The sequence below is a fragment of the Streptomyces novaecaesareae genome (assembly GCF_000716875.1).
Lineage (GTDB): Bacteria > Actinomycetota > Actinomycetes > Streptomycetales > Streptomycetaceae > Kitasatospora > Kitasatospora novaecaesareae.
Map to the genome: position 1 here is coordinate 1 of NZ_JNWQ01000153.1, position 7,080 is coordinate 7,080.

Sequence of the window (7,080 nt, forward strand, 5' to 3'; positions counted from 1 at the left end):
GGGTGGGGGTGTGAGGGGGAGGCGGATGAGGGTGCCGGCGGCGAGTTGGTCGTGGACGGCGAAGTCGGGGAGGAGGGCGAGGCCGAGGCCCTGTTCGGCGCAGGCGCGGGTGACGGGGACGCCGCCGGTGCGGACGCGGTCGACGTGGTGGCCGAGGAGGCGTTCGCCGGCCAGGTGGAAGGAGCAGGCGGGGGTGTTCACCAGGAGGCGTTGGCCGCCGAGGTCCTCGCGGGTGAGGGTGGTGGCGCGGGCGAGCGGGTGGGTGGGGGCGGCGACCAGGGCGAGCGGGACGTCCTGCAGGTCGACGTGGTCGAGCGGGGCGGGCGGCAGGTAGAAGCCGAGTTCGCCGAGCGGGCCGGCGGTGTCGAGGATGAGCGCCGCCTCCAGGGCCCCGGCCGCGACGCCGCCGAGCAGGCCGTCCCGGGCGGTGTCGGTGTGCAGGGATATCTCCAGGTCGGGCCGCCGTTCGGTGAGGCGGGCGAGGACGGTGGGCACGTGGGTGGCGGCGATGGCCTCCAGGGCGCCCAGGCGCAGCCGGGCGCGGTCGGCGACGACCTCGCGCCGGGCCTGTTCGGCCTGGTCGAGCAGCCGCCGGGACCACGGCAGCAGCCGTTCGCCGGCCGGGGTGAGGGCCATGCCGCGCGGGGGCCGGTCGAACAGTTCGGTGCCGAGGCCGCGTTCGAGGGCGCGGATCTGCTCGGAGACGGAGGACGGGGCGAGTCCGAGTGCCACGGCCGCGGCGGTGACGGTGCGGTGGGCGACGACGGCCTCGAAGACGCGCAACTGACGTAGTTCCACTGGTTCCCCCGAACGCCCTGGCTCCCGGTGCTGCGGGACAGCGTACGGGTGCGGACGGGGCCTCGTACCGGGGCGTTCGGAAATTCCGAACGCCGGATCGGGCAACGGCGCCCGGACGGGCAACGGCGGTGGGGCGGGGCCGGGGGTGCAGCAGAGTGGGCGGCTGATCCACCGAGTTGGAGAACCTCTGATGACTGGTTCTGCCCCACCCCCGCCGACCACCCGTCTATAGCATGATCGTCTCAATATCATTTGGAGATCCACATGCCCGTTGTCATTGCCACGCTCAAGACCAAGCCCGGCCGACGCGACGAGGTCTTGGCCGCCTTCGAGCAGCACACCCCGGCCATACACGCCGAGGCAGGCTGTGAGCTCTACGCCGTCCACGCCGGCCCCGACCGCATCACCGTGGTCGAGAAGTGGGCCGATCAGGCCGCCCTCGACGCCCACAGCACCGGCGCCCCGCTGGCCGCCCTCGGTCCGGTGCTGGTCGCCGCCCTCGCCGAGCCCGCCGACGTCGCCGTCCTGGACGCCTTCCCGGCCGGCGACCCGGCCAAGGGCCTCATCTGACGGTGCGAGCTCCCCGCGCGCCCCGGCCGGGGCGCGCGGGGCCATGCGAGGGGAGCGCCGTGTTCCAGGTGGAGCCGACTGGACGAGCCACCGGATCAGGGTGCGAGCAACTTGCGGACCGCATCGCTGACCTCGGGCAGCTCGCTGATGAGTGCCCACTGGTGGGCGTCGTGTTCGGTCAGGACGATGGGCTCGGTCTTCTGCACGGCAGTGGAGAAGTTGAACTGCCGGGTGATGCCACCGCGGCTGTTGGGGTAGTCGAAATGTCCGAGGTAGCCGTGAACCGTGCTGATGGTCAGGCCGGTTTCCTCGGCCGTCTCACGGCGGAGGGCTTCGAGGAGGGTCTCCCCAGCCTCGACCTTGCCGGAAGGGATTTCCCACAGGCCGCCCATGAAGTCCTCCGGCTTGCGGCGCAGGAGCAGGACCCGGCCGTCGTGTTCGATCACGGCGGCGGCTACGAACTTGGCGATGCCGGCGGCTTCGGCGTCGGCCGCCAGGCCGGCCACGAGCTCGGGGGAGACAACGGTCACAGCAGCTCCTTGTGATGGTCGCTGATCTTGATGGCCGCGCGGACGTACTGCTCGGCCAGTTCGAGATCCTGCTCACGATGCCAGACCGGGAGCTTGATCGTGTGGGCGTGGGCGTGCTCGGCCACGGGGAAGTCTCCGGTCCTGTACCGGCGGTGGGAGTGCGGGTGGCCCGGGAACAGCGATGCGGGGTGCTGGTACAGAGCCAGTTGGTTCATCGGACACGTGGAGCCGGGCCGGTCGAACTCGGTGGCGCCTTCGGCGATCAGCGCCTGATGGAAGCGTTCGATCGGCAGCCCGCCGAGCTCGTCGGGTCGGTAGGTGAGCGTCAACCCATACCAGGACGGGATCACCCCGGTGGGCATCTCGGTGACCTCCAGGCCGGGAATCCGGGCCAACTGTCCGGTGAGGTATCGGGCGATCTCAGCCCGACCGCCGAGGTACCCGTCGAGCCGGGCGAGCTGGTCCTGGGCGATGGCGGCGGCGAGCGGGTGGATCCGGAGCTTGAGGCCGGCGCCGGTGACCGCGTACCGCGCGAGCGGATGGCCTTGCGGGATCTCGGTCTTGGCTCGTTTGTTGTAATGCGCGAGCGTGATGACCCGGTGGTAGATGTCGTCGTCGTCCGTGAGGACGAATCCGCCCTCTCCGCCGGACAGCGGCTTGGGCCCATTGAGGGAGAAAGCAGAGGCCAGGCCGAAGGTGCCGACCTTCTGCCCGGCGATGCTGGCGCCGTGAGCGTGCGAGCCGTCCTCCAGCACCACTAGGTCATGGGTGTTCGCTGCAGAGACGAGGGCGGGCATGTCGGCGGGCTTGCCCCACAGGTGGGTGACCATGACCGCTCGTGTGCGTGGGGTGATCAGCTCCTCGACCCGGTTCGGGTCGATGTTGCCGTCCGGCAGAGTCTCGCAGAGCACCGGCACCGCGCGGAGGTGGAACAGCGGGGATGCGGTGGCGTGGAAGGTCCAGGCCGGGACGATGACCTCGGCACCGGGCTCGATCCTTGAGGCCCAGTAGGTAGCGTGCAGGGCGGCGGTGCCGGAGCTGGTGGTGACCGCGTGCCGGACGCCGAAGTAGTCCTGCAAGCCGTCCTCCAGCTCGGCGACGATGCCGGACCGGTCAGGGACGGAGATCGCCTCCTCCAGCTGGGCGGCGACCTTGGCGCGGGTGGTGTCATCGATCGGTGGCCAGGTGAAGTGCGGGCCTGGCGCGGCGACTTCGGGCTTGCCGCCCAGCAGAGCGAGGGTGGAGGTCACAGCATTCCCTTCGGGTCGATGTAGCTCCGTGCCGACTTGGACTCGTAGCAGGAGGTGATGAAGGCGGCATGGGCGAGGTGCTGTTCGGGGCCGGAGGTGTTGGGGCGCTCGCCGTCCAGGACCCGGCAGAAGTAGTCGATCTGAGTGGTGGCCGCGCTCGCGGGGGCGTGCGGCCGGGTCAGTTCCTCCACGACTGTGCCGTCCAGGGCCAGCCGCTGCACCTGCCCCTTCATCAGCAGGACCGAGCCGCGGGTACCGACGATGCGCAGCCTCTCGGTCTTCGGGGCCATCCAGCGCGACAGCAGCACCGAGCCGTAGAGTCCGGTCTCGTAGCCGAGTTGGATGACGGCGGTGTCCTCGGCGTCGTAGCCGGCCCCGGGCACAGCGCTCGCGGAGAAGTCGGCCATGACTCGATTCGGGAGCCCGAAGTACCACAGCAGGAGGTCGACGAGGTGGTACCCCATGTCGATGATGCAGCCACCCCCGGCCTGTCGGACCTCCCCACGCCAACCGGCTCCTGGGTCGTCGGTATGGAAGGTGTACTGGGCGTCCAGCAGGAACGGGGTGCCGATCTGGTCGAGGAACTGCACCACCGAGGTGTAGATCGGGTTGAACCTCCGTTGGAGGGTGACCATCAGCTCCACCTGTCCCGCCTGGCAGATCGCGGCGAGCTCTCGGGCCTCGGCGAGAGTGGTGGCGAACGGCTTCTCCTTCATCACGTGCACGCCCCGGGCAGCGCACTCCTCGACCACGGCCCGGCCGGCGCGGTGTGGAACCGCGACGATGACGAAGTCCGGGGCCACGGCGTCCAGTAGGTCGGCGGTCCGGGCGAACGCGGGCACCCGGAGCGATTCCTGCTGTTCGTGCAGGGTCGTGGGGTTGCTGTCGCAGACCGCGACGAGTTCAGCCCGGTGGGAGCCGAGCAGGCCGGGCAGGTGATCTCCGAGGGCCTGGTGCCCGAGGCCGATGACGGCAGCACGACGCTTCATGGGCATACTCCTTTCGCTTCGTGAAGGAACTCGGTCGATGTGAGTCGAGTAGTGACGGACTGGGCCTCTTTCGGGGCCGAGGCGGTCAGTTGACGCGGAGGTCGGCGTGCACGGTCTTGCCGTAGCTGTCCGGGGTTGCACCCCAGCGTCCGGCCGTGAGTTTGTGGACCAGGCCCAGGCCACGGTGGCACTCCTCGCCGTCCCCGGCGTGAAGAAGAACGGGCAGTGCGCGGGAGCCATCACGGACCGAGATGCGGATCGTCTGGGCAGTGATCCTGCCGATCTTGACGACCATGAACGTCGCGCAGCCGGTCTTGCATGCGTTGCTGACCAACTCGGTGACGATCAACTGGGCGTCGTCCACGAGGTTGTCGAGGCCCCAGTCCTGAAGCTTGCGTCGAACCAACCTCCGGGCCGCGCTGGCTGACTCGGGCTGGTATTTCAGGGCGGCTGTGGCCGGGCCGCCGATTCTGGTGGGCGACGGGGCGATGGAGGTCACGGAGTCCTCCTGCTTGAACGAGGGACTGCGGGCAGGATGCAGCCGGGGTTGGTGGTGTTGGAAACGTGACGGAGATGACGCATCCCCGGCGCGGTGGTCATTCGGGCGCACACGGGCACCACCGACCAGCGCCGGCGGTCAGCCAGCGTCTGCTTCCCAGCGGACTGATGGATAGTCAATAACGCTTCTGCGGCTGGGGTGAGGTCAGACCGGAGGACACATCGCCGGACACTTCGGGGGTAAGTTGTATCTCCTGCCATCGGCCAGGGTTGGTGACCTAGCCTGGATTCGTGGGGGTGTAGACGATGCCCGAATACACAGCGAATGGGACGTTCGTTACTGCGCGGATCAATCGTGGCTGGCGTACTCAAGAGGACTTCGCCGCGGCATACGACGCCACCGCAGCAGCGATGGGATCAAAGGCCAGAATCTCGGTGCGTCAGGTCAGGCGCTGGGAGTCGGGTCAGACCACGTGGCCCAACCGGGACGCACGCCGGGTGCTCACCGGAATGTTCGGTGTGCCCCTCGAACGGCTCGGCTTCGTCCCTCCCCTCAGCCATTCGGTGCGGCTCGGGCTGCCTGCTGACACCAAGCCGGACCTGGAGGACGCCATGTTCCGCCGAACCTTCATGGGCGGTCTGCTTGCCGTGCCGTTGCTGGACCTCGCGGCCTTGGCCACCTCACCGCCGCTGCCCGCAACGCCCACCGATTCAGCGACCACGAACTCGTCGGCCATCTCCGTGCTGCTCTGGACGAGACCGCGCGGATGGATCTGCGGATGGGGTCGCATCGGGCGATGCCCGCGGCACTGGGAATTCTGTCCGCTATCAGTACTACTGCTCGCGACGCCGATCCGGCGATCCGACGTGAGCTTCTTGTCCTCGGTGCCAGGGCGGCGGAGTTCACGGCGTGGCTGCACCACGATGCGGGTGCTCCTGACCAGGTCGTTGCCTATTGGCACAACCAGGCCAAGGAATGGGCGACATTCACCGGGGACGAGGCCATGCACGCTTACGTGCTCATGCGGCAAGCCCAGGTCCTCGGGCGCAGCGATCCGGTGCGCATGCTCGACCTTGCCAGGGCCGCTGCCAGTGGGCCGTGGAAGCTGCCTCCCCGAGCACGCGCCGAAGCGCTACAGCAGGAGGCACGGGGTATGGCGATGACGGGAGCGCGCCCCGATGAGATCGCGCGAGTTCTGGATCAGGCGCACGCTGCGCTCGATAGGGCCGACCCGCCGGCAGGGCCTCCGTCGTGCACGGGGCCGCTCGGCGACGGATACACGCGGAAGCGTCTTCTCGTGCAGGCGGCGATCCGGCTACGGGAAGCCGGGCGTCCCCTTGAGGCTGCCTCGGCGTTCCAGGCGCAGCTCACCACCGAGGCGTTCGCTCCCCGCGATCGCGCCCACTACAGCGCGTTCTGGGCTGGTGCTCTTGCCGATTTGGGGGAACCGGACGAAGCTGCTGCAGTTGCCCTTGAAGCGCTGCATATTGCTGCAGATGTTCGCTCCCGGCAAGCCCTTGGCGCACTCCAAGGTGCCGCAAGGACGTTGTTCCCGTACCGGCTGCGACCGCAGGTACGGGAACTCCGTGAGCGCCTCATGATGTTGGCGGCTGGTTAGGAAGTGAGGAATCCCGCTACTTCGGCGATCACTTCGCGCTGCCAGGCCTGCGACTGTGGAGCGGCGTAGGTGGGATCGTCATGGACAGCGAAGCCATGCTGTGCGCCGTCGAGTTCGTGCAGGACGGCTCCCACGCCGTCCCCGAACAGGGGAGCGTACCGCCGTGACAACTCCACATCCACGAATGTGTCTTTCGTCCCGTGGACGATCAACACCGGACAGTGAACGGCGGAACAGACGGCCTCGGGGGTGGGGAGGTGGAACATTTCGTTGAGCAAAGCACGGCCGGTCTCGAACGGTTGCCGAGGCAAGGCGCCGACCTGATCGAGCTGCGCGGCGCGGTCAGGAGCGAGGTAGTTGCCTGACCAGCCTGCTCGCTCGGTGATGAACCTGTCCTTGTAGTCGATGCGCGGGTTCAGCAGCACCAACCGCCCGATCTCTCCGGGGTACTGGCCGGCGTGCATGGCAGCAGCGCCACCTGAGAACGATGCTGCGATGACGTGGACCGGCCCCGGCCGGCCGGCGACTACGGCGAGGTGATCGCATGCGGCGCGAATGTCGTTGGCCACCCCGGCGATCGTCAGGTCTGCTGCACGGCCACCGCTCGCGCCGTGGGCCCGCAGGTCGAAGCGCAGGCAGGTGATACCGACAGCGGCGAGGCCGGCCGCCAGGCGGCCGAAGAACCCGCCTTCCTCGCGGGTGACGCCCGCGCCATGGGCGAGAACGGCTAGTGTCCTGCGCCGGAGATTCGTCGTTAGATCTTGCATGAGTGATTCTTCGGATGTGCCGGTGCGTCGTCGTGGTCCTGCGTTGGAGCCGTTGGTGT

At 68.7% G+C, this 7,080-nt stretch carries 7 protein-coding genes and 1 pseudogene; 2 read left to right on the forward strand and 6 right to left on the reverse strand.

The features are described from left to right. A partial coding sequence (locus OP86_RS31780; protein ID WP_051831125.1) for a LysR family transcriptional regulator occupies positions 1-783 on the reverse strand: 783 nt, incomplete at its 3' end. 279 nt (positions 784-1,062) lie between these two features. Here OP86_RS31780 and OP86_RS38940 point away from each other — a divergent pair. After that, on the forward strand, positions 1,063-1,368 hold the full coding sequence (locus tag OP86_RS38940; RefSeq protein WP_030058637.1) for a putative quinol monooxygenase: 306 nt from the start codon (positions 1,063-1,065) through the stop codon (positions 1,366-1,368). A 95-nt stretch (positions 1,369-1,463) separates the two neighbouring features. Here OP86_RS38940 and OP86_RS31790 read toward each other — a convergent pair whose 3' ends face one another. From OP86_RS31790 to OP86_RS31805, 4 genes are all read right to left on the reverse strand, one after another. After that, positions 1,464-1,898 (reverse strand): NUDIX domain-containing protein, encoded by a 435-nt coding sequence (locus OP86_RS31790; RefSeq protein ID WP_199815200.1) that lies wholly within the window; start codon positions 1,896-1,898, stop codon positions 1,464-1,466. Then, positions 1,895-3,148, reverse strand: coding sequence for a DegT/DnrJ/EryC1/StrS family aminotransferase (locus tag OP86_RS31795; protein ID WP_030058635.1), 1,254 nt, complete (start codon positions 3,146-3,148; stop codon positions 1,895-1,897). The genes OP86_RS31790 and OP86_RS31795 overlap by 4 nt, the downstream gene beginning before the upstream one ends. After that, entirely contained in the window at positions 3,145-4,137 is a 993-nt protein-coding gene (locus OP86_RS31800; protein WP_030058634.1) for a Gfo/Idh/MocA family protein, read from the reverse strand. Before OP86_RS31800 ends, OP86_RS31795 begins: the two co-directional genes overlap by 4 nt. An 85-nt stretch (positions 4,138-4,222) precedes the next feature. Continuing rightward, positions 4,223-4,636 (reverse strand): ATP-binding protein, encoded by a 414-nt coding sequence (locus tag OP86_RS31805; RefSeq protein WP_030058633.1) that lies wholly within the window; start codon positions 4,634-4,636, stop codon positions 4,223-4,225. Positions 4,637-5,342: 706 nt separating this feature from the next. Between OP86_RS31805 and OP86_RS31810 the strand changes: the two are divergent. Beyond that, positions 5,343-6,254 (forward strand): annotated as a pseudogene (locus OP86_RS31810) (NsdA family TPR-like regulatory protein); the annotation flags it as partial. On the opposite strand, the gene OP86_RS31815 reads toward OP86_RS31810, so the two are convergent. After that, the coding region (locus tag OP86_RS31815; RefSeq protein ID WP_324604096.1) for an alpha/beta hydrolase at positions 6,251-7,080 on the reverse strand (830 nt) is incomplete at its 5' end. The pseudogene OP86_RS31810 and the gene OP86_RS31815 overlap by 4 nt on opposite strands.

Bases quoted from the DNA above. Each gene is read 5' to 3' on its own strand.
- OP86_RS38940 (WP_030058637.1), top strand. From the start codon at position 1,063: ATGCCCGTTGTCATTGCCACGCTCAAGACCAAGCCCGGCCGACGCGAC.
- OP86_RS31800 (WP_030058634.1), bottom strand. From the start codon at position 4,137: ATGAAGCGTCGTGCTGCCGTCATCGGCCTCGGGCACCAGGCCCTCGGA.